Origin of the sequence: Nocardiopsis halophila DSM 44494, from assembly GCF_000341245.1 — a bacterium.
Lineage (GTDB): Bacteria > Actinomycetota > Actinomycetes > Streptosporangiales > Streptosporangiaceae > Nocardiopsis_A > Nocardiopsis_A halophila.
The window spans coordinates 1-25,119 of the sequence record NZ_ANAD01000093.1 but is presented as its reverse complement, the minus strand read 5'-3'; the positions used below and the strand labels follow the sequence as shown (position 1 = coordinate 25,119).

The 25,119-nt window shown below is 74.9% G+C and carries 15 protein-coding genes; 7 read left to right on the top strand and 8 right to left on the bottom strand.

What is annotated here, in order from left to right; genetic code table 11:
* Positions 1–902 precede the first annotated feature (902 nt).
* Positions 903–3,092, top strand: a complete 2,190-nt coding sequence (locus D450_RS0112255) for an acetate--CoA ligase family protein (protein WP_017538963.1) — start codon at positions 903–905, stop codon at positions 3,090–3,092.
* 642 nt (positions 3,093–3,734) lie between these two features.
* On the opposite strand, the gene D450_RS0112250 is transcribed toward D450_RS0112255, so the two are convergent.
* The 4 genes from D450_RS0112250 to secA2 form a co-directional block, all read right to left on the bottom strand.
* On the bottom strand, positions 3,735–4,004 hold the full coding sequence (locus D450_RS0112250) for a DUF6406 domain-containing protein (RefSeq protein WP_017538962.1): 270 nt from the start codon (positions 4,002–4,004) through the stop codon (positions 3,735–3,737).
* Positions 4,005–4,206: 202 nt separating this feature from the next.
* On the bottom strand, positions 4,207–4,866 hold the full coding sequence (locus D450_RS0112245) for a response regulator transcription factor (protein ID WP_017538961.1): 660 nt from the start codon (positions 4,864–4,866) through the stop codon (positions 4,207–4,209).
* Positions 4,851–6,191 carry a sensor histidine kinase gene (locus D450_RS0112240; protein ID WP_017538960.1) on the bottom strand — a complete coding sequence of 447 codons (1,341 nt, stop codon included), beginning with the start codon at positions 6,189–6,191 and terminating at the stop codon, positions 4,851–4,853. Before D450_RS0112240 ends, D450_RS0112245 begins: the two co-directional genes overlap by 16 nt.
* 87 nt (positions 6,192–6,278) lie before the next feature.
* Positions 6,279–8,576, bottom strand: coding sequence for an accessory Sec system translocase SecA2 (gene secA2, locus D450_RS0112235; protein WP_017538959.1), 2,298 nt, complete (start codon positions 8,574–8,576; stop codon positions 6,279–6,281).
* A 202-nt stretch (positions 8,577–8,778) separates the two neighbouring features.
* Between secA2 and D450_RS0112230 the strand changes: the two genes are divergently transcribed.
* Positions 8,779–10,350 carry a glycerol-3-phosphate dehydrogenase/oxidase gene (locus tag D450_RS0112230; RefSeq protein ID WP_017538958.1) on the top strand — a complete coding sequence of 524 codons (1,572 nt, stop codon included), beginning with the start codon at positions 8,779–8,781 and terminating at the stop codon, positions 10,348–10,350.
* A 416-nt stretch (positions 10,351–10,766) separates the two neighbouring features.
* Here D450_RS0112230 and D450_RS0112225 read toward each other — a convergent pair whose 3' ends face one another.
* Together D450_RS0112225 and D450_RS30050 are read right to left on the bottom strand one after the other, a co-directional pair.
* Positions 10,767–11,345: a GTP-binding protein gene (locus D450_RS0112225; protein WP_017538957.1), complete on the bottom strand. Its 579-nt coding sequence runs from the start codon at positions 11,343–11,345 to the stop codon at positions 10,767–10,769.
* A gap of 115 nt (positions 11,346–11,460) precedes the next feature.
* Entirely contained in the window at positions 11,461–12,870 is a 1,410-nt protein-coding gene (locus D450_RS30050; protein WP_017538956.1) for a uracil-xanthine permease family protein, read from the bottom strand.
* A gap of 511 nt (positions 12,871–13,381) precedes the next feature.
* Here D450_RS30050 and hisS point away from each other — a divergent pair.
* From hisS to D450_RS0112200, 4 genes are all read left to right on the top strand, one after another.
* On the top strand, positions 13,382–14,704 hold the full coding sequence (gene hisS / locus D450_RS0112215) for a histidine--tRNA ligase (protein ID WP_017538955.1): 1,323 nt from the start codon (positions 13,382–13,384) through the stop codon (positions 14,702–14,704).
* Between the two features lie 243 nt (positions 14,705–14,947).
* Positions 14,948–17,347, top strand: coding sequence for an ATP-binding protein (locus tag D450_RS0112210; RefSeq protein ID WP_017538954.1), 2,400 nt, complete (start codon positions 14,948–14,950; stop codon positions 17,345–17,347).
* Between the two features lie 215 nt (positions 17,348–17,562).
* Positions 17,563–20,214: a helix-turn-helix transcriptional regulator gene (locus D450_RS0112205; RefSeq protein ID WP_017538953.1), complete on the top strand. Its 2,652-nt coding sequence runs from the start codon at positions 17,563–17,565 to the stop codon at positions 20,212–20,214.
* A 468-nt stretch (positions 20,215–20,682) separates the two neighbouring features.
* Complete coding sequence (locus D450_RS0112200; protein WP_241483132.1) at positions 20,683–21,474, top strand: AMP-binding protein; 792 nt, start codon at positions 20,683–20,685, stop codon at positions 21,472–21,474.
* A gap of 207 nt (positions 21,475–21,681) precedes the next feature.
* On the opposite strand, the gene D450_RS0112195 is transcribed toward D450_RS0112200, so the two are convergent.
* Together D450_RS0112195 and D450_RS0112190 are read right to left on the bottom strand one after the other, a co-directional pair.
* Complete coding sequence (locus D450_RS0112195) at positions 21,682–22,647, bottom strand: alpha/beta hydrolase (RefSeq protein WP_017538951.1); 966 nt, start codon at positions 22,645–22,647, stop codon at positions 21,682–21,684.
* 156 nt (positions 22,648–22,803) lie between these two features.
* Entirely contained in the window at positions 22,804–23,316 is a 513-nt protein-coding gene (locus D450_RS0112190) for an ATP-binding protein (RefSeq protein ID WP_017538950.1), read from the bottom strand.
* Between the two features lie 357 nt (positions 23,317–23,673).
* Here D450_RS0112190 and D450_RS0112185 point away from each other — a divergent pair, with 357 nt between their 5' ends.
* Positions 23,674–24,657 (top strand): ATP-binding protein, encoded by a 984-nt coding sequence (locus tag D450_RS0112185; protein ID WP_017538949.1) that lies wholly within the window; start codon positions 23,674–23,676, stop codon positions 24,655–24,657.
* The last annotated feature ends 462 nt before the right edge of the window (positions 24,658–25,119 follow it).

The following is a 25,119-nucleotide window of genomic DNA, read 5'->3' as shown; positions in this document are numbered from 1 at the left end:
GGGACGCGCGGACCGGCGGCGGGCCGACGGGGGTGGTGGTGCGTTGTTCGGCGGCCCGACCGCCGCTCCGCTTGTGGCGCCCGCATCCAGCGCACGCCCGCGGAGCGGGCGCGGGCGTCCACGAGCGCCGGGCCCCGGAGCACGACCGGCGGGGGCCGGGCTCCGAGCCGCTCACCGAGGATTCTGCCGCTGCCGACTTCGTCCCCGACAGGCCCAGTCCAGGCCCGGATTCCGATTTGGGCCGTTGGACCCTGACCAGGGCCCACGGACCCAACACACCGCCCCGACCTCCGGCGGCGCGTCCCGAGGACGCGGCCCGATGACCCCCGGATCGGGTCACGCCCATGGGAGTGGTGGCCGTTGCGCCCCGGGACCGAGCGCGACCCGCCTCCGCAGTCCTTACCGGCCCCCGAACTTCGGCAGGTGGCTCTCGGCCGCCCGCCGGCGGCGGGCCGGGCCGCCCGGAAGTCACACCGCTCTCGCGGACGCCGTCCTGGATCGTTGGCGGTGGTTCCTGGAACGCCGCAGGGTGCGGCGATGGGCGGCCTCGGCAGGCCCGCCGCTGCAGGCCCGGAAGCCGGTCCGCGTCCCGTGTCCCTCCGGAGTGCAGAGCCCTCCCCGTGCCCCGGGCCCGCGCCGAGGTGGCCGGGCCCCCTCCACTGCCGGGACCCGGCACGACCGACCGAACGGCCCTGGACGCCGACCTGCACCGAACTCGACGCACAAAGGTCGTGTCCGTTGGTGTGGTGTCACTTCCGTTCGCCCGGTTCAGTGCGGCCGCTACGGCTCCGGAGCAGGGCGGTCCGGCTTCGGCTCCTCACCGGCGGCCCTTGCCGCCGGAGATCACACCACTCCGGCAGACGCCCGTCCGCACACCCCCACCACCGATCCAGGGAGCGCCCGTGGCACCCTCCGCCGCCACCGAGATGCAGGCCAAACGGCTCGCCGCGCAGGCCGGGATCCCCGTGCCCCGCGGGACGGAGCACCGCACCCCCGACGAGGCCGCCGCCGGCGCCGGGGCGCTGCGGCCCCCGCTGGTCCTCAAGGCGTTCGGCCCCGGACTGGTGCACAAGTCCGACGCGGGCGCCGTCCGGCTCGGCCTCGACGGGCCGGAACGGGTCCGCGCGGCCGCGGAGGACATGCGCGGCGCTTTGGAGGACCAGGGCCTGTCCCCGGACGGGTTCCTCGTCGAAGAGCAGTGCCCGCCGGGAGCCGAGGTCATCGTCGGCGCCGTCGCCGACCCCTCCTTCGGCCCCCTGCTGCTGGTCGGCCTGGGCGGGGTCTGGGCGGAGGCCCTCGACGACACCTCCGTGCTCCCCTGCCCCCTCGAACCCGGCGAGGCCGAGCGGATGCTCTCCGGCCTGCGCGGCGCCGCCCTGCTCCGCGGCGCGCGCGGCGCCCCGCCGGTGGACGCGGCGCGCCTGGCCGCCGTGGTCGAGGCGGTCGGCGGCCCCGGCGGCCTGGCGGAACGCCTCGGCGACACCCTGGCGGCGTTCGAGCTCAACCCCGTGATCGCCGGCCCGGACAGGGCGGTCGCCGCCGACGCCCGGCTGCTCGTGGCCGAGGGCCACCCGGTGCCCACCGGCCTGCCCGCTCCCCCCGCCCCGGCCGCCGGTCCGCCCGCCCCCCGCACCGACTTCACCCGCCTCTCCCGCCCGCGCGGCATCGCCGTCGTCGGCGCCTCCGCACAGGGCCGGGGGTTCGGCAGCATGTTCCTGGCCAACTACCGCTCCTCGGGCCACCGGGGATCGCTGGTCGCCGTGCACCCCGAGGCCGACCGGGTGGACGGCGTCCCCGCGGTCCGGTCCCTGGCCGAGGCGCCACCGCAGACCGATTACGCGCTGGTCGCCGTGCCCGCCGCGGCCTGCGCCGACGCCGTGCGCAAGGCCCACGGGATCCCGTTCGTGCAGGTGGTCGGCGGCGGCTTCGCCGAGACCGGGCCCGAGGGCGCCGCCCTGGAGGCCGAACTGGTCGCCGCCGCGCGGGAGAGCGGGGCGCGGCTGCTGGGCCCCAACTGCATGGGCGTGTACTCCCCCGCCGGCGGCCAGACGTTCCTGGGCGGTGGGCCCGGGACGCCGGGGCGGGTGGGCCTGGTCGCCCAGAGCGGCGGCCTGGCGGGCGAGGTGGTCCGCGTGGGCGAGCGCCGCGGGCTGGGCTTCTCCACGGCCGTCACCGTCGGCAACGCCGCCGACGTGGGCCCGGCCGAGCTGGTCCGGCACCTGGCCGCCGACCCGGACACCGGCGTCCTCGGGCTCTACCTGGAGCGGCCGCCGGACGGCCGCGACCTGGCGCGCGCCCTGCGCGAGGTGCGCGGGCGCCTGCCGGTCGCGGTGCTGGTCGGCGGGCGCACCCGGCTGGGAGGCCGCGCCGCCGCCTCGCACACCGGCGCCATGGCCGGGGATGCGCGCGTCTGGGAGGGCCTGGCCGCGCGGTGCGGGTTCGCCCTGGTGCGCGGGCAGGAGGAACTGCTCGCTGCGCTGGAGGTGTTCGACCTGCACGCCGGACGCCCGGCGGGCGGAGGGGCCGATGTGCTGATCGTGGGTCCGAGCGGCGGGGCGGGGGTGCTCGCCGCCGACGCCTTCGACGCGGCCGGGGCCGCGCTGCCCGCGCTCGGCCCCGGGGCGCGGGCGGCCCTGCACGCGGCCGTGCCGCAGGCGGCGCCCGGCAACCCGCTGGAGATCCCCCTCGGGCCGCTGGGACCGAAGGACCTGGCGCACCGGGCGGTGTCGGCGGTGTGCGGGCGGCCGCCCTATCCCGACGTGGTCGCGCACGCCAACGTGCAGAGCTTCGCGGCGTTCGCACGGCCCGGGGAGGGGGTCGCGCACGCCGAGGCCGTGCGCGGGGGCCTGCTGGAGTTCGTGGGGCACCTGGCGGCCCTGCAGAAGGAGGTCGCCGGGACCCGGGTGTCGCTGGTCCTGCGCAACACCGAGTGCGGGCCGCCGGACCTGCTGGACGCCCTGCGCCCGGCCGCGCGGGAGGCGGGGATCCCCTGCTTCCTGTCGATGGAGACGGCCGCGGCCGCGGTCAGGGCGGCCAAGGCCTTCGCCGCGGCGAGGGACGACGAGCAGGGGGCGCCCCCGCCGGAGCGGTAGGGCTCCCCACGGCCGTGACCGCCACCGCCGGGCCACGCCACGATGGTCCGCTGGAGCGGTGTGGTCTTCGGCGGCCNGGGGGGGGGCCCTCCCCCCGCCTGTCGGCGGTCGGGGCGCCGGTCACGGATCCGAAGGCGGCTCGGACCCGGCTCAGCGCCATGACGGCGGCGCTGGTCCCGCCGGACGGAGACCACAGCGCTCCGGCCGACGGGGCGTGTCCGCGGGAGTGGTGCCGCGTCCCTTCGAGTGGCGGTGTCCCCCGCCCAGGTCGGCACGGGCACCGCAGCACCTGCGGGCGGCCGGAGGCCGATCGGCGAAAGGCGGTCACGCACGCGGGCATCGGCACCGCTCCAGCGGACACGACCTCCGTGAGCCGCCCGGCCTGGTGCAGGACGGGGAAGGAACGCGGCGCCCGGCGTGCCGGGTGCCTCCGCGGGGACGGTCGAACGGCCGTTCCGCCCCGGGCTCACGCCCGCTGGGACGGTGTCATTTCCGTTCGACCGGTTCAGCGCCGTTGTGACGGCTCTGAGTCGGCCCCGAGCCGATTTCCGANAGGCGCCCGCCGAAAGTCACTTCACTTCGGCGGACGCCGTCCGCCCCGGCGCCATTCGGCCGGAATCGAACGGAATCGGGCGGGCCGAATCAGCTCACGCGGACGCAGAGAAGATAGGCCTTCGAGGTCTCCTCTTCACCGATCTCGGTCACTTTCCACGTCTGCCCGCCGACGGTGAAGATGTCGCCGGCGCGAACGACCAGCATTCCATTGGGACGCCATTCCTCGGGTCCGCCGAGCTTGGCCGTTGGGCGTCCGTCGTCATCGCGCCAGAACCTCCCTCCCCCGACCGGGCCGCCCTTGAAGCGGTCGTTGCGGCCGTAGGTGATCTTCTCCTGCGCCCCGACCTCGTGGACCAAGACCGATCCGTCTCCGTTCCGTCGGCGGCCGCCTGCCGAACGCGACCGAAAGAGCGACGCGGCGGCCCTCTGAGGCCCCCGCGAGGATTCTCCGAACTCTACCCCCAAGGAATGTCATTGCCTATGTCCGCACACGTATTCGGCGCCCGATTCGTGAACGGTCGGATACGGGATCACGGTCGGGACTTTGGTCCCGTCCGTCTCACGCGTCGCGGAGGTAGGCCAGAACGGCCATCACCCTGCGATTGACGTCGTCGTCCGGGGGCAGGTCGAGCTTGGCGAGGATCGTGCCGATGTGCTTGCCGACCGCCGCCTCGCTGACGTGCAGCCGCCGTGCGATGGCGGCGTTGGAGCGCCCCTCGGCGATCTCCGCCAGGACCTCGCGCTCGCGCTCGGAGAGCCGCTCCAGCGGGTCGCGCCGCCGCCGCAGCAGCCGGCGGACCACCTCCGGGTCGACCACGGTGCCCCCGGCGGCCACCTGCCGCAGCTGGGAGGCGAACTCCTCCACGTCGGCCACCCGCTCCTTGAGCAGGTAGCCCACGCCCGCGCCGCCGCCCGAGTCCAGCAGCTCCGAGGCGTAGCTCTGCTCCACGTACTGGCTGAGCGCGACCACCGCCAGCCCCGGCCGCTCCCCGCGCAGCCGCACCGCCGCACGGAGTCCCTCGTCGCTGTAGCCCGGCGGCATCCGGATGTCGGTCACCACCAGAGCGGGGTCGTGCCGGCGCACCGCCTCCTCCAGCGCCCGGGCATCCCCCACCGCCTCGGCCACGGCGAAGCCGAACCGCTCCAGCAGCCCGGACAGCCCCTCGCGCAGCAGCACCCCGTCCTCGGCCAGCACGGTGCGGGTCACCTCTGCGGACACGGCAGCTCCACTCTCAGCAGGGTCGGCCCGCCGGGCGGGCTGGACAGCAGTATTCTCCCGTCCGCCACGGCCGCCCGGTCGGCCAGCCCGGTCAAACCGCCGCCCCCGCCGGCCCGCGCGCCGCCCCGGCCGTCGTCGGCGACCTCCACGACCAGCGTCGGCCCCTCCAGCCGCGCGTGCACCCAGGCACCTCCGGCACCGCTGTGCTTGGCGGTGTTGGCCAGCGCCTCGGCGACGGCGAAGTAGGCGGTGGCCTCGATGTGCGCCGGCAGCCGGCGGTCCAGGGCGACGTCGGCCTCGGCAGGGACCGCGCACCGGTCGGCCAGCTCCGGCAGTGCGCCCGGGAGCCCGCGGTCGGTCAGCACCTGCGGGTGGATGCCGCGGACCAGCTCGCGCAGCTCCACGAGCGCGCTCTTGGCCTGCTCCTGGGCCTCGGCCAGGCTCTGCCGGGCCGCCGACCCCTCCGGCAGGTCCAGCCGTGCCAGCCCGAGCTTCACCGACAGCGCCACCAGCCGCTGCTGGGCGCCGTCGTGCAGGTCCCGCTCGATCCTGCGGCGCTCGGCCTCGAAGGCGTCGACGAGCCGCGCCCGGGAGCGCGTCACCTCGGTGAGCTCGGCGCGCAGCGTCTCCTCCGGGCGGTCGCGCTGCATGAACCGCACGAGCTCGCCCTGGGCCGCGGCGGTGGCCCCGCAGGCGTAGGCCCCCGCCGCGAGCACGGCGACTCCGGCGAGGGCGGGGATCCAGGCGTGTGCCAGGCCGTCGAACTCCCACACACCCAGGTTGACGGTCCCGCCGTCGACGGCGACGATGACCGGCGCGGCGACCAGCGCCGCCCCGATCACCAGCAGCATGCCCACCCCGGCGGTGAGCGGGAGGAACAGCAGCGCGGACAGCGCCAGCACGGCCATCCCCCGCCAGGTGGCGCCCTCGGTGTAGCGGGCGGCGATCCAGGCGCCCAGGCCGGGCCTGCGCGGCGCGCGGTGCGGGGCGGGCAGGGGCCGGTCGTCGATGAGGCGCACCCGCAGCCGTTCCAGCGCCGCTCCGGGCAGGGCCGCGAAGGGCCCGATCCCGGCCAGGAGCGCCGTGCCGACGGCGATGAGCAGGACGGTGGGGCCGGGCGGCGGAAGGGAGCCCTGCGGGGAGTCCGCGACGGCGGCGATGAGCAGGAGCCACGGCAGGGCGAGCAGGAGGAGCGGCGGCCCCCACAGGAGCGCCGCGACCGGTGTGGCGGCGGCGTACAGGAGCGCGCGCAGCGGCCAGGGGCTCAGCAGGAACCGGGGCCGGGCCAGGGCGCGGAGCAGGCTTCGGGGCGGGGTGCGGGACACGGCTCAACGCTATGCCGTGCCGTCGTCCCCGGTAATGGGCCTGCGGCCACTCCCGGGGTAGGGCCTGCCCTACCCCGGGGGACCGCCTCAGTCCGAGGCCCGGCGGCCCTTCAGCCGGCCCACGACCGTCTCGATCCCGGAGGAGAACGGGTGGTCGTGCACCATGTAGGTCCACGTCATCGACGGGCGCTTGACGCCCGCGGCCGCCACGTCGACGGCGCCGTCCTCCACCTCGGCGTCCTCGAAGGTCTGGGCCGCCTTGGCCCGCGCCTCGTCCAGGAAGCCCTTGAACGCCGGGACCGCGTCCCGGTTGAACTCGTCCAGGGGGTCGCGCCGCCCCAGGAAGCGCAGGTGGATGCCCTCGCGCAGCTCGGCCAGGAAGGCGTTGTGGTCGGTCCACCCGCGGTCCAGGTGGTACAGGGTGATCAGGCGCGCGGCGCGGCCCGTCTCCTCCTCGCCGACCTCCTCGACCAGCTCGGCGTGGCGCGCGGCGCAGTCCACCGCCAGCTGCCGGTCGCCCAGCCCCTGGGTGAGCACCGCCTCGCGGTGCTCCAGCACCACCTGGCGCTGGACGTCGATGATCTGGTTGTAGCGCCAGGTGTTGCGGTGCACCTCCAGCAGCCGCCCCTGGGCGACCCGCTGGGCGTGGTCCACCATGGCCAGCCAGCTCTCGTCGGTGATGCGCCCCTCGGCATCGGCCTTGTAGCCGGTGGTCTCCCCGCCGGCGGTGGTGATCAGCTCGTCGTCGAGGCTGACGAAGAACGCCGAGCCGCCGGGGTCGCCCTGGCGCCCGGCGCGGCCGCGCAGCTGGTCGTCCAGGCGGCTGCTGGGGTAGTGGCCGAAGCCCAGCACGTACAGCCCGCCGGCCTCCACCACCCGGTCCCGGTCGGCCATGTCGCTGCCGCCCAGCCGGATGTCGGTGCCGCGCCCGGCCATCTGGGTGGAGACGGTGACCGCCCCGTAGGTGCCGGCCTCGGCGATGACCGCGGCCTCGTCGGCGTCGTTCTTGGCGTTGAGGACCGTGCACTCCAGGCCCTCGTCGGCCAGGCGCTTGGCGAGCAGCTCGGACTCGGCCACGTCCTGGGTGCCGATGAGCACCGGGCGCCCGGTCTCGTGCACCCGCGCCACCTCGGCGACCAGTGCGTCCTCCTTCTCCTCCCGGGTGGCGTAGAGCCGGTTGGGCTCGTCCTCGCGCACGCAGGGCTTGTTGGAGGGGATCTGGGCGACCTCGAGCTCGTAGAACTCGCGCAGCTGCTCGGCGACGGCCATGGCGGTGCCGGTCATGCCGCACAGCGTGGGGTAGCGCAGCACCAGGGCCTGCACGGTGATGGAGTCCAGGACCTCGCCGGTCTCGGAGACGGCGACCTTCTCCTTGGCCTCCACGGCCGCCTGCAGCCCGTCCGGCCAGCGCTGGAGCAGGGCGATGCGCCCGCGCGACTCGTTGATCAGCCGCACCTGGCCGTCCCGGACCACGTAGTGCACGTCGCGCTGGAGCAGCACGTGGGCGTGGAGGGCCAGGTTGACCCGGGGCAGCACCGAGGTGTCGTCCTCGTCGTAGAGGTCGACGCCGCCCAGCGCCTTCTCCACCGCGTCGATGCCGGCGTCGGTGAGCTGGACGTTGCGCCCCTCGGCGTCCACCTCGTAGTGGATGCGGGGGGTGAGGGTGCGCACCAGGTCGGCCATCTCGGCGTCGGCGTCGGAGGCCTCGGCGGCCCCGGCCAGCACCAGCGGGACCCGGGCCTCGTCGACCAGGACCGAGTCGGCCTCGTCGATGATGGCGACCTCGGGGGCGGGAAGCACGCGCTCGTCGGCGTCGGTGACCATGCGGTCCCGCAGCACGTCGAACCCGAGCTCGCTGACGGAGGCGTAGGTGATGTCGGCGGAGTAGGCGGTGCGGCGCTCCTCGGCGGTGGAGTCCTCGGCGATCCACGCCGTGGCCACCCCCAGCAGTTCGTACAGGGGCCGCATCCACTCGGCGTCGCGCCGGGCCAGGTAGTCGTTGACGCTGAGCAGGTGCACGCGCTTGCCGCGCAGTGCGAAGCCGGCCGCGGCCAGCGCGCCGGTCAGGGTCTTGCCCTCGCCGGTGGCCATCTCGGCGATGCGTCCGTCGAGCAGCGCCATGACGCCCATCAGCTGGACGTCGAAGGGGCGCTCGCCCAGCGCGCGGCGTGCGGCCTCGCGCCCCACCGCGCACAGCTCGACGAGGTCGGCCTTGTCGTAGGGGAGCTCGGCGTCGCCGAGTTCGGTGGCCTTCGCGGTGAGCTCCGCGTCCTCCAGCTCGCGCAGCCCCTCCTCGCGGGCCTCGATCTGTTCCAGCAGCTTGCCATAGGGCCTGATGTCCACCGCTCCGGGCTTGCCCAGCAGCCTGCGGACGCCTTCCGCCATTCGTCCGAACACCACGCAAGACTAACGCGCCCGCCCGGATGTGTGTTCCGGCACATTCCGCCCACCGCCCCGCCGGGGGCCGATACCGCGGCGCGAAGGGCGGTGAGAGGGAGTTGACACACGAACGTGGCACAGGCAATCTGGGCACAGCGTTCGGCATTGTCGTACGACGGTCGACATCAGGAGAGTCAGGAACCCAGCGATGCGCACCTCCACCGTGACCCGCCCCACCGCGCCCGCCCGTGAGCACACCCGCGCCGAGCTCGGCCGCGGCACCTTCGACCTGCTGGTCGTCGGCGGCGGCATCCTCGGCACCTCGGTCGCCTGGATGGCCACCCAGGCGGGCCTGCGGGTGGCGATGGTGGACGCCGGCGACTTCGCCGGGGCCACCTCCAGCGCCTCCTCCAAGCTCGTCCACGGCGGGCTGCGCTACCTGCAGACCGGCAACGTGGGCCTGGTCGCCGAGAACCACCGCGAGCGCCGCGCCCTGTCCGGCGAGGTCGCCCCGCACCTGGTCAACCCGATGCCCTTCCTGGTCCCGGTGTACAAGGGCGGCCCGCACGGCGCCGCCAAGATGGGCGCCGGGGTCTTCCTGTACTCGGCGCTGTCGGCCTTCGGCGACGGCGTGGGCCGGGTGATGACCCCCGCGCACGCCCGCCGCCTGGTGCCCGACCTGCGCACCGACGGCCTCAAGGCGGTCGCCGCCTACCACGACCACCAGATGAACGACAGCCGCGTGGCCGTGATGACCGTGCGCGCCGCCGCCGAGGCCGGGGCCGTGGTGCTCAACCACGCCCGGGTGCAGGGCCTGCGCACCACCAACGGCCGGGTCAGCGGCGCCGAGCTGCGCGACGGTGTCGACGGAACCGAGTTCGGCATCGACGCACGCCTGGTGCTGAACGCGACCGGCCCCTGGGTCGACCACCTGCGCCGCATGGAGGACCCCTCCGCCGAGCCGAGCATCCGCCTGTCCAAGGGCGCCCACCTGGTCGTCCGGCCGAACCGGCCCTGGCACGCGGCGCTGACCGTCCCGGTCGACAAGTACCGCGTCTCCTTCGCCATCCCGTGGGAGGACCACCTGCTGCTGGGCACCACCGACGAGGAGTTCACCGGCGACCCGGCCGAGGTCGCCCCGGGGCAGGCCGACATCGACCAGATCCTGGGCGAGGCGGGCACCGCGGTCGGCTCCGACGTGCTCGACCCGGCCAACATCACCTACTCCTTCGCCGGCCTGCGGGTGCTGCCCGGCGGCCCCGGCGGCACCAGCGCCGCCAAGCGCGAGACCGTGGTCACCCGCGGGCGCGGGGGCATGCTGTCGGTGGCCGGCGGCAAGTGGACCACCTACCGGCACATCGGCCGGACCGTGATCGACCGGCTGCGCCGCAGCCGCTCGGTGCCGCTGGCCGAGGACATGACGCCCACCCTGAAGACGGTTCCGCTGCCCGGCATCGCCCGCCCCGAGGCGGTGGCGCACCGGCTGACCGCCGACGCCGAGCCGCCGCAGCGGATGGACCCGCTGGTCGCCCGCCACCTGGCCACGCACTACGGCAGCGTCGCGCTGGAGATCGCCGACCTGGTGCGCGAGGACCCCGCCCTGGCCGAGCGGATCCACCCCGAGGGCCCGGACATCTGGGCCCAGGCCGTCTTCGCCCGCGACAACGAGTGGGCCGAGACCGCGGACGACGTCCTGCGGCGGCGCACCACCGTCACCGTCCGGGGGCTGGACACCGATGACGTCCGCGCGCGTGTGGACGCGCTATTGGCCGAGCGCTGACACCTCGCGCGGAAGCGCGCGGAGCCCCGCCGGGCCCTTCGGGGGACGGCGGGGCTCCGCCATTTCACGGCCGTTCCACGGCCGGGACGCACCCGGGCCGCCCGCCCGGGCCCTTGTTCTTCTGCGCGTCTGCGGGCCCCCGGGCGGCGCGGCTCGAACGAGGAGACGAACGGTCTGCTCAGGCCGTACTCACCGAAGCAGAGCGGCCTCTCCCCGGCACTCGGCCGGAGAACGGTCCGCCATCGCCGCACGGCCCGACTCACGGCCGCGGAGGACGCCCGGCGGGGACGCCCCGGCCGAGCCGCGGCAGCCGACCGACCTCACGCGTTGCGACGCCCCGAACTCCACCGGCGGCGGGGCAGGCGGCTCGGGGCCGACTCGGAGGGGCCGACTCGAAGGGGGCTCGGAAGGGGCGGTCAGGCGGGCTGGCCCTGCCCCAGCGCCTCCACCGCCATCGCGCGCTTGACCAGGGACACCAGCACGTTCAGCACCGACTGGCGGTCCCGGGCGTCGCAGTGCACGATCGGCACGCCCGCGCCCAGGTCCAGGGCGTCGCGCAGCTCCTCGTCGGTGTGGCCGCCGGGATCGTCGAAGTCGTTGACGGCGATCAGGAAGGGCAGCCGGTACTGCTTCTCGAAGTAGTCGAGCGCCTGGAAGGAGTCCTCCAGGCGGCGGACGTCGACCAGGATGACCGCGCCGAGCGCACCGCGCACCAGGTCGTCCCACATGAACCAGAAGCGCTGCTGCCCCGGCGTGCCGAACAGGTACAGGACCAGGTCGGTGTCGAGCGAGATCCGGCCGAAGTCCATGGCGACCGTGGTGCTGCCCTTGTCCGGCGTCTTGGAGAGGTCGTCGATGCCCGCGCTCGCCGCGGTGACCGCCGCCTCGGTGCGCACCGGCGGGATCTCCGAGATCGCGCCGACGAACGTCGTCTTGCCGACCCCGAACCCGCCGGCGACGATGATCTTCGTAGAGAGCTTCGGTGACTCGTTCACTGTCTGTTCAAGTCCTCACGACTCCGGGTTCACGGGGGGCGCTCGATCGAACCGGATGGCCCGCCGCAAAAGGGATACGGCCCTCACGGCTGCGCCCGGGGACCACGCAGTGAACCTAGCACCGACCGGTCGCGCCGCGTGACCGGATCGTCGGGCCCGCGGACGCGCCCCAGGTCGGGGCGGGGGCGGCCGCGGGCGTCAGTCGGCCGNCCCCCCCCCCGCCGGTGCGGCGGGACAGCCGGGCGAGCGCGTGGTAGCCGCCGAGCGTGATGAGCGTGCCCAGCGCGATGCCCTCGACGGAGAACCCCTCGGTGATCTCCAGGCTCACCCCGCCGATCCCGGCGACCAGCCCGGCCGCCAGCGGGACCAGCACCACCGGGTCGCCGAAGTCGACCCGGTTCTCCACCCAGATCTTGGCGCCGAGCAGCCCGATCATCCCGTACAGCACCACGGTGACCCCGCCCAGCACGCCCGCCGGGGTGGCCGCGACCAGCGCCCCGAACTTGGGGCACAGCCCCACCAGGACCGCCACCGCCGCCGCCACCCAGTAGGCCGCGGTGGAGTAGACCCGGGTGGCCGCCATGACCCCGATGTTCTCGGCGTAGGTGGTGGTGGGGGCGCCGCCGACCGCGCTGGAGAGCGCGGTGGCGATGCCGTCGGCCGCGATCGCCCGCCCCATGTAGGGGTCCAGGTCCTCGCCGGTCATCTCCTGCACCGCCTTGACGTGCCCGGCGTTCTCGGCGACCAGGGCGATGACGGCGGGCAGCACCACCAGGACCGCCGAGGCCTCGAACTGCGGGGCGTGCAGCTCGGGCAGGCCCACCCAGGGCGCGTCCCGGACCGCTGACAGGTCCACGCGCGGGGCGGCGGCCCCGCCCTCAGGGCCGGCCACCGGGCCCAGGAGCAGGTCGGCCGCCAGCGACAGCGCGAACCCGAAGACCAGGCCCAGCAGGATGGCGATGCGCCCGAGGAACCCCTTGAGCAGCACGGTGGCCAGGATGACGAACACCATCACGGCCAGGCCGGTCCACTGGTCGAAGGGCCAGTAGTTCTCGGCGACCACCGGGGCCAGGTTGAAGCCGATGAGGAGGACGACCGCCCCGGTGACCGCGGGCGGGAAGGCGGCGGTGATCACCCGGGGGCCCAGCAGGTGGACGGCGAACCCCGACAGGGCGAGCACGATCCCGGCCACGCACACCGCGCCCGTGAGCACCGCCGGTCCGCCCCCGCCGGCGGCGATGACGGCCGAGGCGCCCACGAAGGAGGCGCTGGAGCCCAGGTAGCTGGGGATGCGGCCGCGCACGATGAGCAGGAACAGCATGGTGGCCAGGCCCGACATCATGATCGCCAGGTTCGGGTCCAGCCCCATCAGCACCGGGAAGACGAAGGTCGCCCCGAACATGGCCACCACGTGCTGGGCGCCCAGGCCGACCGTGCGCCCCCAGGACAGCCGCTCGCCGGGTGCCACGGAGGCGCCCGGGGGCGGGGCGCTCCCGTCTCCGTACAGCGTCCATCCCAGCTTCATGCGCCCTCCCCGGCGTGCCACCCGATTCGTGCCGAATATCAAGAATGCCGGATGTTTAGGGCGACCGGAGCCGGGACGGCCGTGAGCGCTGCGGCGGAGGACCCCTGAGGCCACCGCAGCACGCGGACTTTACGACATTGTGAGCGGCCCGTTTCGGCCGCCGCGAACGCTGTCGGCGGTGCTCGCCCGCGGACTACCGTGGAGGAGAGGCCTTCGGCGCGGCGGCCGATTCGCACTCCTGGCACAGCGAAGCCCGAGGCCGCCGCATAGGAACGGTCCTCACCGACGCACGGGGGCGCCGGGACGGCTCTGTCCCGCTCCCCCGAGGCGCACGGTGGCCCCACCGGCCCACTCACCGTCCAGGTGGGCCGGTGGCGGCGTTCTCCCCCTCAGCGCCCGCTCACCGCATCCGAGGCGTGCCCCGCTCCCCGGCGCGCGGTTCGGTCCGACCCCCCGCCAGGGCCTACCATTGGTCCGATCCCTGTACCGGCCTAAGGAGCCAGCCGAACCGATGTCCGAACAGCGCGTCATCCGCCCGACCCCCATCAGCGGCTTCCCCGAGTGGCTGCCGGAGATTCGGTCCGTGGAGCAGCGCTGGCTGGACCATATCCGCGCCGGTTTCGAGCGCTACGGGTTCGCCTCGATCGAGACGCCCTCGGTCGAGAACCTGGACGTGCTGATGGCCAAGGGCGAGACCTCCAAGGAGGTCTACACGCTCCACCGGGTGCAGGAGGAGGACGGCGACGACTCCGAGGCGCGGCTGGGGCTGCACTTCGACCTGACCGTGCCGTTCGCCCGCTACGTCGCCCAGCACTTCAACGAGCTGGCCTTCCCCTTCAAGCGCTACCAGATCCAGCGCGTCTGGCGCGGCGAGCGCCCACAGGAGGGCCGCTACCGCGAGTTCACCCAGTGCGACATCGACGTCATCAACGTCGACGGCGTCCCGCTGCACTTCGACGCCGAGATGCCCCGGGTGGTGCACGAGGTGCTGGCCGGACTCGACCTGCCCGCCTGGACCCTCAGCATCAACAACCGCAAGGTGCTGCAGGGCTTCTACGAGGGCCTGGGCATCTCCGACCCGCTCGCCGTCATCCGCGCGGTCGACAAGCTGCACAAGATCGGCGACGACGGGGTGCGGCAGATCCTCACCGAGGAGGGCCTGTCCGCCGGCCAGATCGACTCCTGCCTGGAGCTGGCCCGGATCAAGGGCGCGGACCGGTCGGTGGTGGAGCAGGTCGCCAAGCTCGGCGCCGAGTCCGGACTGCTCTCCCAGGGCCTGGAGGAGCTCGCCTTCGTCCTGGACTCCCTGTCCGACCTGCCCGAGGGAAGCGTGGTGGCCGACCTGTCCATCGCGCGCGGCCTGGACTACTACACCGGCACCGTCTACGAGGCCGCCTTCGACGACGACCCCGGCTACGGCAGCATCGTCGCCGGGGGCCGCTACGAGAACCTGGCCGGGCAGTTCATCCGCCGCAACCTGCCGGGCGTGGGCATCTCGATCGGACTGACCCGCATCTTCGCCAAGCTCGCGGCCGAGGACCGGCTGCCCGCCGGCCGCACCTGCCCCACCGACGTGCTCGTGGTGGTGCCCTCCGACGAGCGCCGCGAGGAGGCCCTGCGCACCGGCGCGCTGCTGCGCGGGCGCGGGTTCAACACCGAGGTCTTCCACCAGGCCTCCAAGGTGGGCAAGCAGCTGCAGTACGCCTCCAAGAAGGGCATCCCCTTCGTGTGGTTCCCGCCGTTCGACGACGGCCGCCCGCACGAGGTCAAGGACATGGCCACCGGCGAGCAGGGCGAGGCCGACCCCGCGCTGTGGGAGCGCCCCGCCTCCTAGGGCAGGCGCCTCCCCGTTGCGCGGCCCGGGTTCCGCGGCCGGACCGGGCCGCGGAGCCCCGGACCCGGTGCCCTTGCGCCGCTGCCGGAACCGGCCAGTTTCGCGGACACGGGCCGCCCCGCGTGGAACACTTGAAGCAGGGCTCACGTGTGCCGGTCCCGGGTCGGCACGGCGGAGCGGCATCCCTCAGTTGCGCATCGCCCAGTGAACGAGGCCATGTCAGACCCTCGCCATAACCTGCCCGTGCCCCCCGACGACCTCATCGGCCGCGAGCGCGACGTCGCCGACCTCCGCCGGATCATCGCCTGCACGCGGATGGTCACCCTGGTCGGCACCGGCGGCATCGGCAAGACCCGGCTGGCGGTGGACGTCGCCGGGCACGCCGCCGCCGAGTTCGCCGACGGCGCCCGCTTCATCGACCTGGGCCAGGTCTCCTCCCCCGAGCAGGTGGTCTCCGCGGCGGCCCTGGCCACCGGGGTGTCCGAGAGCGGGCACCGCTCGCCGCTGGACGCGGTGGTCATGGCCCTGCGCTCGCGCCGCACCCTGCTGGTCATCGACACCTGCGAACACGTGGCCGCCGACGCCGCGCGGCTGTGCGCGGAGCTGGTGGCGCACTGCCCCGGCGTGCACATCCTGGCCACCAGCCGCCAGCCCCTGCGGGTGGAGCGGGAGGCGGTGTGGCGGGTTCCGCCGCTGTCGGTGCCGCCCGAGCCCGCCGCGCTCACCCGGGCCGGCGCCCCGCCGCTCACCCCCGAGCGGGCCCTGGCCAGCGAGGCGGTCCGGCTGTTCCTCTCCCGCGCCCTGGCAGCCCGGCCGGGCTTCGAGCTGACTCCGGCCAACACCCCCGCGGTGGCGGCGGTGTGCCGGATGCTGGAGGGGGTGCCGCTGGCCGTCGAACTGGCGGCGGCGCGCATCCGGGTGCTCTCGGCCCAGCAGGTGCTGGCGCGGCTGGACGACCGGTTCCGGCTGCTGGCCACCGACGAGCCGGGCGTGCCGGCCCGCCAGCGCACCATGCGGGCGGCCCTGGAGTGGAGCCACGGCCTGCTCAGCCCTGCCGAGCAGCTGCTGCTGCGGCGGCTGTCGGTGTTCTGCACCTGGAGCCTGGACAAGGCCGTGCACGTGTGCTCCTTCGGCGACCTCGACCCCGACCAGGCCCGCCGCGCGCACGCCTGGCTCGTGGACAAGTCCCTGGTGGCCCTGGACGCCGTGGTCGGCTCCGAGCGGCACTACCGCCTGACCGATACCGTGCGCGCCTTCGCCGCCGCCGAGCTCGACGCCGCCGGGGAGGAGCACCGGGTCTGGCGCCGCATGCTGGCCACCGCCGCCGAGTGGTACGAGGCCCTGGCCGGCCGGCTCGCCGACCGGCTGGACTGGCGGGAGCGGCTGGCGCACATCCGGGTCCTGGACCACTGCCTGGACAACACCCTGCAGATGCTCGACCGGGCCGTGGGCGCCTGCATGGTCGAGGAGGGACTGCGCATCTGCGCGGCCCTGCGCAGCTACTGGTACGTGCGGGACCTGCACCAGCCGGCCTGCCGGGCGATCGAGCACCTGCTGGAGAGCGGGGAGGGGGCGGCTCCGCTGCGCGCCCGCGCGGCCGCGGTCCGCGCCGAGCTGATGCTCGGGCTGCACGGCCCCGAGGAGGCCGAGGCCGCCGCCCGGTCGGCGCTGGAGGCCGCCGAGGCCTCCGGAGACGGCCCCGGCGCCGGCATCGCCCGCACCACGCTGGCAATGACCGCGCTGCGCCGCGGGGCCGGGGAGGAGGGGCTGCGGCACGGGCGGGAGGCGCTGCGGCTGGCGATCGCCTCGGGAGAGCGCTTCACCGAGATCTGCTCGCTGGGCGCGCTGTCCCAGCTGGCCCGGTCGCGCGGGGACGACGACTCCTCGGAGGTGTTCCTGACCCGCAGCATCGGCATCGGGCAGGAGATCGGGGACCGGTGGTGCGTGGCCCGCTGCCTGAACGCACTGGGCATGCTCTCCACCCGGCGCGGCGACCTGGACGCCGCCGCCCGCCAGCTCCAGGAGGCGCTCCAGGTCTTCGTGGAGATGGAGCTGGTGCCCGACATCGCCCGCTGCACCGCCGGCCTGGGCTACCTGGACCTGGTGCGCGGCGACGTGTCCGGCGCGCGGCGGCGGCTCTCCTCCGGCCTGCGGATGAGCGTGGCCAGCGGGCGCCGGCTGTCGGTGGCGCACGCCCTGGAGGCCCTGGGCGACCTGGCGCTGGCCGAGGAGCAGCCCGAGCGGGCCGCCTCGCTGGCCGGGTCCGGCGCACTGCTGCGCGAGTCGCTGGGTGTGCCGGCCGCGCACGCCGAGGCGCTGCTGGCCGACGCGCGGGCGGTGCTCAGCGACGACGCCGCGGACAAGGCCTGGCATTCCTGGCGGGGGCTGCCGCTGGAGCACGTGGTGGAGAACGCGCTCTACTTCCCCTCCCCGCGCAAGGCGCTGCCCTCCCTGCTGACCCGACGCGAGAGGGAGATATCGGTGCTGGTCAGCCGGGGCCTGTCGAACCGGGAGATCGCCGAGCGGCTGACCATCAGCCAGGCCACCGCCGCCCGGCACATCGCCAACATCTTCCGCAAGCTGCTCTTCACCTCCCGCGCCCAGCTGGCCGACTGGGCGCGCGAGCACCGGCTCGACCCGTGAGGCGGACGCCCGGCCCGGCGCCGGACACCCCCGGAAGCCCCGCCGACACGGGGCGTGGTGGAAACGGGCCGTCCCCGATTCCCCGGTACCGCTTGCACGCGCCGTGCACACCTACTAAGAACAGAGCCAAGCCACGCTCGCAGGATCCACGACCCCCACTCAACGCCCTTACCCTCAGGCAAGGTGAGAGCGGCCCCCGACCGCCTGATCGCGTGATGGCCATGGCACCTCGTACCGCGCCGGCGCGGCAGAACCTCCCCCTGGAATCCGACAGCTTCATCGGCCGCGAGCGCGACCTGAGCGATCTGCTCCGGCTCCTGGAGGCCGACCGGGTGATCACCTTGTGCGGGGTGAGGGGGATCGGCAAGACACGGCTGGCGCTGCGGGTGGCGGCGCACGCCACCGGGTCCTTCACCGACGGGGTCTGGCTGGCCGACATGGCGGGCACGGCCACCGGGCACGAGGTCGCCGCCCGGGTGGCGGCGGCGGTCGGGGTCACCGAGGAGGCCGGGCGACCGCTGGAGGAGACGCTGCGCGACGCCCTGCGCGCGCGCCGGGTGCTGCTCCTCCTGGACGACTGCGGGCACGTGGCCGGGCCGGTGGCCCGGCTGGGCGCCTCGCTGGTGGAGTCCTGTCCCGAGGTGTCGCTGCTGGTCACCTCCGAGGAGCCGGTCCGGATTCCGGGCGAGGCCATCTGGCGGGTGCCTCCGCTGGCGCTGCCCGGGCCGGACGCCGATTCCGACGCCCGTTCCAGCGAGGCGGTGCGGCTGTTCCTGGAGCGCGGCCGCGAGGCCCGCCCCGACCTGTCGCCGACCCCGGCCGCGGTGGCGGCCGCCGCCGCGGTCTGCCGGGCGGTGGGCGGCATCCCGCTGGCGGTCGAGCTCACCGCTGCCTGGCTGCGCAGGAACACCCCCGAGGAGGTGGCCGCCCAGGTCACCGCATGCCTGCGGGAGCACACGGGTGCGGCCCCGGTGCCGAGGCGCGGGCGGCCGCGCCCCGTGGCCTCCCGCGAGGCCGTGCTGCGCACCCTGCTGGACCACGTGCACGGCCTGCTCGGCGAACAGGAGCGGGTGCTGCTGCGGCGGCTCTCGGTCTTCTGCGACTGGGACCTGGAGTCGGCCGAGCGGGTGTGCCCGGGCGGGCCGGTCGAGGAGGGGGCGGTGCTGGACCTGGTCTCCTCCCTGGTGGACCGGTCGCTGATCGCGCTCACCGCCGAGCTGCAGGAGCGGGTCCGCTACCGCCTGCCCGGCGCGGTGCGGGCCTACGCCGCCGAGCGGCTGGCGGAGTCCGGGGAGCAGGACCGGGTGCGGCTGCGCCACCGGGACCACATGCTCGCGGCCGCCGAGGAGCTGGGCGCGGCGGCGGTGGCCGGGCGGCTGGTGCCATGGGCGGAGCGGTTCGGCGGCTGGCAGCGGGTGGCCATCGAGTACGACAACGTCCGCGCGGCGCTGCACTGGACGGCGCGGCGCGGCGACACCGGGGTCGGACTGCGGTTCTGCGCGGCGCTGCGCGCCTACTGGGTGACCGGCTACCACTTCACCGAGGGCGCCGTGTGGAGCGGCGCCTTCCTCGGCGGATGCGCGCCTGGGGAGCGCTCCCGCGGCGGCCCCGGCCCCGACGGTGAGGGCGGCGCGGAAGGCACGGCAGGCGCGGACGGCACGGCCCGTGCAGACGGTGGAGACGGCGCAGCGCCTCAGGAACCGGGTCGCCTGGCCCCTGGACCGGCCTCCGGCAAGGACGCCGCCGAGCACACCGGCGAGGACTCCTGGGCCCGCGCGCGGGCGCTGCTGTGCCGCGCCGAGCTGGAGTGGGCGCGGGGCGGGGACGGGAGCGCGCGCCGCCTGGCTGAGGAAGGGCTGGACCTGTGCCGCGCCGGCGGGGACACGGCCGCGGCCGCCATGGGGCTGAACCTGCTGGCCCTGCTGGACGTCCGTGCGGGGGACCGCGCTTCCGCCGACGTACGGCTGTCGGAGGCGCTGGTGCTGGCCCGGTCCACCGGCGACCTGTGGAACGAGGCGCTGGCGCTGAGCGGCCAGGGAGCGGTGGCGGCGCACCGGGGCGACTTCACCACCGCCGACGCCCGCTACAGCGCGGCGCTGATGATCCTGCGCGGGATGGACCACCGCTGGGGCGTGGGGGTGGTGCTCATCGGGCAGGCCACCGCCGCCGAGCGTCAGGGGGACGTGGCCGCGGCCGACCGCTGCTACCGGGAGTCGCTGGACATCCAGCGCGACATCGGAGCGGCGCCGGAGCTGGCCCGGTGCCTGTACGGCGTGGGCCGGGTGGCGCGCGTGCTCGGCTCGTCCGCCCAGGCCTACGACTACCTGAGCGAGGGGCTGGTGCTGAGCCAGGGCACCGGCCAGCGGGCCGGCGTGGCGGTGGGCCTGGCCTCCATCGCCCGGGTCGCGGCCGCGGACGGCGAGGTGGCCGAGGCGTGCCGGCTGGCCGGGGCGGCCGCGGCGCTCCGCGAGCGCGCGGCCCCGCACCTGCCCGTCCGCTCGTGGGCGCGCGTGGCCGAGGAGCTGGGCGTGGACGCGGCGGCGTCGGCGGCCTGGTGGCACGAGGGGCGGCGGACGGACCCGAGCGCGGCGGCGGCGCTGGCGCTGCGGGTCGCCGAGACCGGCCGGCTGCCCCGGCCCCGGACGCCCCCGCGCGAGACGGTCCCCGAGCGCAAGGACCTCACCCGGCGGGAGCTGGAGGTGGCCCGGTTGGTCAGCCGGGGCCTGGGGAACAGGGACATCGCGGTGAAGCTGTTCATCACCCCGGCGACGGTCGCTCGGCACGTCGCCAACATCAACCGCAAGCTCGGGTTCCACTCCCGCAAGCAGATCGCGGCCTGGGTCGGCGACGCCCGACCCCGGCGGTGAGCCGCCCCTGTCCCGATAGCAGCGCTACGACCTGCTATTTCAGGATCACGAACACCCTGGGTGCAGAAAATACATATGCAGCTGCACACGTGAATGCATGTGCAAACGCCGATTCGCACGCTAGTGTCGTGCACAACGAGGACGCGGAACCCCGCCGACGTCAGGCGGAGGGGCGACGCCCCTCGGAGGTCCTGGAGGTGCGAGTCTCCAGGGCACCGCGGAGCGGCCGTGCGGAGCCATCCGCCCGGCGGACCCGCTCCGCCCCCTCGGGGGCGGCGGAGCAGGGCCCGGCGGCGGCACCGCGGAATCGCTGGAGGACCGTGCGGCCGCGGGTGCGGAGAGGGGAGGCACCCGCGGCGCCGACGGGCACGGCGCTACCGGGCTCGCCACGTGGAGGGGGCGTGACGAGCCCGGCAAGCGATGGCGCCGGACTCACCGGCAGGCGATCGAGGCGATGTGGGGGACGGGATGAGTGATCGGCCCGCGCACGGCGCTCCGTCCGGTTCGCTCACCGAGGGGCTGCTGGAGCGGCTGCAGAGCTCGGCCCGCACCCCCGCGATCGGCGCGGCCGACGGCGCGCGGACCCCGGCGATCGTCTTCGCCGCCACCGCCGAGCGGGCCGCGGCGGGGCTGGTGCGCCGGGGCGTCCACCCGGGGGACGTGGTGGCCGTGCTGGCCCCGCCCTCGCCCGACCGGCTGCTGGCGGTGTTCACCGCGCTGGCGGCAGGGGCGGTGGTGCTGCCGCTGGTCCAGGACGACCGCTCGGCCGCCGCCGAGGTGCTCACCACCACCGACGCCCGGCTGCTGCTGGCCGCCGAGGAACTCGCGCCGGAGGCGCTGGAGCTGGCCGACCGGTCCCGGGTGCGCCAGGTCGTCGCCTTCGGGCAGGCCGCCGAGACCACACCGTTCGACGAACTGCTGCTGCCCGGCCCGGAGGGGGCCGAGCCCGACCGCGGCGACGGCGCCGGGGAGTCCGGGCTGATGACCTACGTGGCCGACGCCCGGTCGGTGCGCACCGCCCTGCACGGCCAGGAGGAGCTGCTGGGCCGCTTCCGAACGCTCGACGCCGACCTCGCCCTGACCCACCAGGACACGGTGGCTTTGGACGCGTCCATGCCCGAGGCCGAACGGGTGGTGCTCGCGGCGGTCGCGCTGTGGCGCGGCGCCTCCGTGGTGGCCTCCCCCGGCGAGGCCGACACCGACCTGGCCGCCCTGGGCGTCACCGTCCAGGGCTCACCGGGTCCCGCACGCATCGGCTGACAGGCCGCCCCCCGCGGTCCCGGGGAGGTGCGCCGGCTCCCGTCCGTTCCGCCGGCGCACCTGCCCGGGACCGGCCCCGGCGCCTCGCGGCGGGGGCGCCGACGGTGCGGTACCGGTGCAGGGCGGCCCGAGCAGCCCGAGCGGTCCAGCGGCCCACGCGGCCCGAGCGGGCGCGGTGGCGGCGGGACCCGGGCCGGGCGGCGCGCCTCAGGCCTGCGGCACGGCCAGTGCCCTCTTCATCGCGTCGTAGAAGGGCTGCGCCGACGCCCGCGCGGCGGGCACGGCGTGCATCCAGCGCAGGAAGCTGTGGACCATGCCCGGGGCGTCCCACCGCTCCACCGGGACGCCGGCCTCCTCCAAGCGCTCGGCGAAGGCGGCGCCGTCCTCCTTGAGGGGGTCGTGCTCGGCGGTGAGGACGAAGACGGGCGGCAGCACCGACAGGTCGCGGGCGCGCGCCGGGGGCACGTAGTGCGGCAGCTCGGAGACCGGGAAGCCGCCGAGGAAGGTCGCCATGTACCACCCCAGCTCGTCGGCGCTCATGCCGCCCGAGTCGTCGGCGTCCCCGCCGGAGGTGCCGGAGGCGTCGGCGAAGCCTTCGCCCGGGGCGGCCCCGGTGCCCGGGTAGACCAGGCCCAGGTGGACCGGTCCGGGGACGCCGCGCTCGGCGGCGATGAAGGCGGTGCACAGCGACAGGAACCCCCCGGCGCTGTCCCCGGCGACCGCGATCCGCCCGGGGTCGGCGCCCAGGGCGGCGGCGTTCGCACGCAGCCACCGGTAGGCGGCGAAGCAGTCCTCCAGCGCGGCCGGGTAGCGGTGCTCGGGCGCCATCCGGTAGTCGACCGAGACCACCAGCGCCCCGGCCTGCTCGGCCAGCAGCCGGACCGCGTTGTCGTGGGTGTCCAGGCCGCCGACGACGAACCCGCCGCCGTGCAGGTAGAGCACCGCCGGCAGGTCCTGCCGGGCGGTCGGCCGGTAGATGCGCACCGGGACCTCCGGCGCCCCCTCGGGGCCGGGGACGCGGCGGTCCTCGACGGAGTGCAGGTCGGCCAGGCGGGGCGCCTCCAGCGCCTCGGCCCGCTCGCGGGCGCGCTCCGCCGGGACGTCGAGTGCGTCGTCGAAGACGACCTCGGTGAGGGTGCCGAGGTACTCCTGAAGCTCGGGGTCGACCGCCATGCCGCCCGCCTCCTGATTCCGCTCGCCGGGCGCTCGGGGCGCCGGCCGGGGACGGCCCCCGGCCACGGCGAATCTACACACCCGGGCCGATACCGCTCACACCGGGGATGAAATGGGAATACGACCGACGGTGACCGTCGGGGCGGGAAAGCAGGGTCACTCCTCGGGCAGGTCGATCTCGAACCAGGCGACGTGGGTGGCGTCGCTCCGGTACTCGCCGCTGCGCGTGGTGCAGCTCTCGATGATCAGCTTGCCGCGGCCGTAGTCCCCGTCGGCCTCGCGCAGCTCCCCGTCCGGGCCGGCGTCCCGGCTCTTCTCGCCCTGGTCGGCCACGGCCACCCGGACCCGGCCGCGCTCGATCCGGATGGACAGCGTCATCACGCCGCCGATCTGGCCGGAGCGGGAGTGCAGCAGCGCGTTGGTGGCCAGCTCGCTGGCGGCCAGCTCGGCGTCGTCGACCGCCTCGCCGGGCACCGGGCCGCCCGGCGGTCGGGCCTGCTCCAGGACGTCCCGAACGCGTGCGCGGATCGAGCGCACGGCGGTCAGGTTGCCCACGCAGCTCCACACGGTGTGGTCGGTCGCGGCCGCGGCGAACTCGTCCTCGGCCAGGCCGGGCGCGGCGACGGGGTCGGCAGCGGCGTACTCCTGGAGTCGCTGCGATTCGGTCATCCCCGTGTCACTCCCATCACCGGCCGACGGTAGCCGCTGGCCTCACCTTAGACAAAGGCGCACCATGACCAGGACAGCACACCCGGGCCCGGTCGGCGGCGGCAACCCCACAAAACACGTCTCCGTGTCCGGTCCCGATACGACAAAGAACGGGCCCGCCCGTAAACACCCCTTTCCACCTGCACATTCCCCGGGCCCCGCGGACCGGGGGCCCACGCGGCGCGGCGGGACGGACACGAGGGTGAAATCCCTGACACGGCCGCCTTCAAGAACGATAATCGTTACCATCGCCACGCGCCCCTCCTTCTTCCCCGGGGCGCCTTCGACCATCCAGGGACAACGTTCGGAAGGCACCAGATGAAGATCGCGTTCGCGGGCAAGGGCGGGAGCGGCAAGACCACCCTGTCCGCCCTGTTCACCCGGTTCCTCGCCGAGTCGGGGCACACGGTGGCCGCCATCGACGCCGACATCAACCAGAACCTCGGCCAGGCCCTGGGCGTGCCCGCCGACGAGCTGGCCGCACTCCCCCCGCTCGGCGGGCACCTGACCGAGATCAAGGACCTGCTGCGCGGCACCAACCCGCGCATCCCCTCCGCCGAGGCGATGGTCAAGACCACCCCGCCCGGACGCGGGTCGCGCCTGCTCGCCCTGGACGGCGACAACCCGGTGCACCGGCGGTTCGGCCTGCGCGCGGCCGGCGGCGCGGTGCTCATGGCCACCGGCCCCTTCACCGAGGACGACCTGGGAGTGGCCTGCTACCACTCCAAGGTCGGCGCGGCGGAGCTGTACCTGAACCACCTGGTGGACGGGGAGGGCGAGTACGCGGTCGTGGACATGACCGCCGGCGCCGACTCCTTCGCCTCGGGACTGTTCACCCGGTTCGACGTCACCTTCCTGGTCGCCGAGCCGACGCTGCGCGGCGTGGGGGTCTACCGCCAGTACGCCGACTACGCCCGCGAGCACGGCGTGCGGATCATGGTGATCGGCAACAAGGTCGAGGACGGTGCGGACCTGGAGTTCCTGCGCGAGCACGTCGGGGACGCCCTGGTCGCCGCCTTCGGGCACTCGCGCTTCGTGCGCGCCATGGAGAAGGGGCGCCACCCCCGCCTGGACGAGCTGGAGGACGACAACCTCAAGGTGCTCGCCTGGATGCGCGACGCGGTGGACGCGACCCCCAAGGACTGGGAGGCCTTCACCCGGCAGGGCGTGGAGTTCCACCTGCGCAACGCCGAGGCGTGGGCGGAGGCGGCCACCGGGCGCGACCTGCGTGGGCAGGTCGACCCGGAATTCACGATGGGGCCGTCGGCGCTGGCCGCGTCCCGTCGCCCCGCGGCCTCCTGACCCTCCCTTTACCAAGCATGCGCTTGATATAACCCAAAACGGGCGAAACTTACCTCAAACAACACGTTTTCGGGAACCGCAGGCATCGATTCGATCACGACATCACGGCCCCGGAAGGCGCTTCCGGGGCCGTGAGACGCACTCGCACCATCCGGACGCCGGTGCGCCTGACGCAACTTGCGATAATCGCATCACTGCAGGTCACCCCCATTTTAGCTACGTTACGTAACGAAATGCCATAAGACCTCCCTCACACCCGATTTCACCCCCTGTCATCGATTGACCACGGTTTGACGTGCATCTTCACGGTGATGACTATCGATCAGGTCGGTGCGCGCCACGCGTGCGCCGCGGGTGCCTCCCCCCTCGTCGCCGTTCCCCCGGTCCCGGCGCCGGAACGCACCCTGTCCTGACCCCAGCCCGAACCGAGGTGTCACGTGTCGTCCCTGCCCAGCGAGTCCG